Source organism: Faecalibacterium sp. DFI.5.82 (genome assembly GCF_029076575.1).
Classification (GTDB): Bacteria; Bacillota; Clostridia; order Oscillospirales; family Ruminococcaceae; genus Faecalibacterium; species Faecalibacterium duncaniae.
This window is the reverse complement of the sequence record NZ_JARFIS010000264.1, coordinates 1-330: the sequence shown is the minus strand read 5'-3', so window position 1 is coordinate 330 and position 330 is coordinate 1. Positions and strand designations below refer to the sequence as shown.

Annotated in this window: 1 pseudogene; it reads right to left on the bottom strand. The window is 63.6% G+C overall.

The features are described from left to right. Window positions 1–330, bottom strand: a pseudogene (locus P0G09_RS16530) (polyribonucleotide nucleotidyltransferase); the annotation flags it as partial.

The following is a 330-nucleotide window of genomic DNA, read 5'->3' as shown; positions in this document are numbered from 1 at the left end:
ACAGCTGTGACCAGAGATGCACCGATCATGCCGGCGATCTCAGGGCTGCAATCGGGGTCCAGGCTCATCACGGACATGGTGATGCAGACATCGTTGCGCATCTCCTTGGGGAACAGCGGGCGCATGGGGCGGTCCACCACGCGGCTGGTCAGGATGGCGCGCTCACCGGGGCGGCCCTCACGGCGCATAAAGCTGCCGGGGATGCGGCCTGCGGCGTAGAGCTTTTCCTCATACTCCACGTTCAGGTGGAAGAAATCCACACCTTCGCGGGGCTTGTGGCTCATCACAACGTTGCACAGCACGCAGGTCTCGCCGTAGCGGATCAGGGCG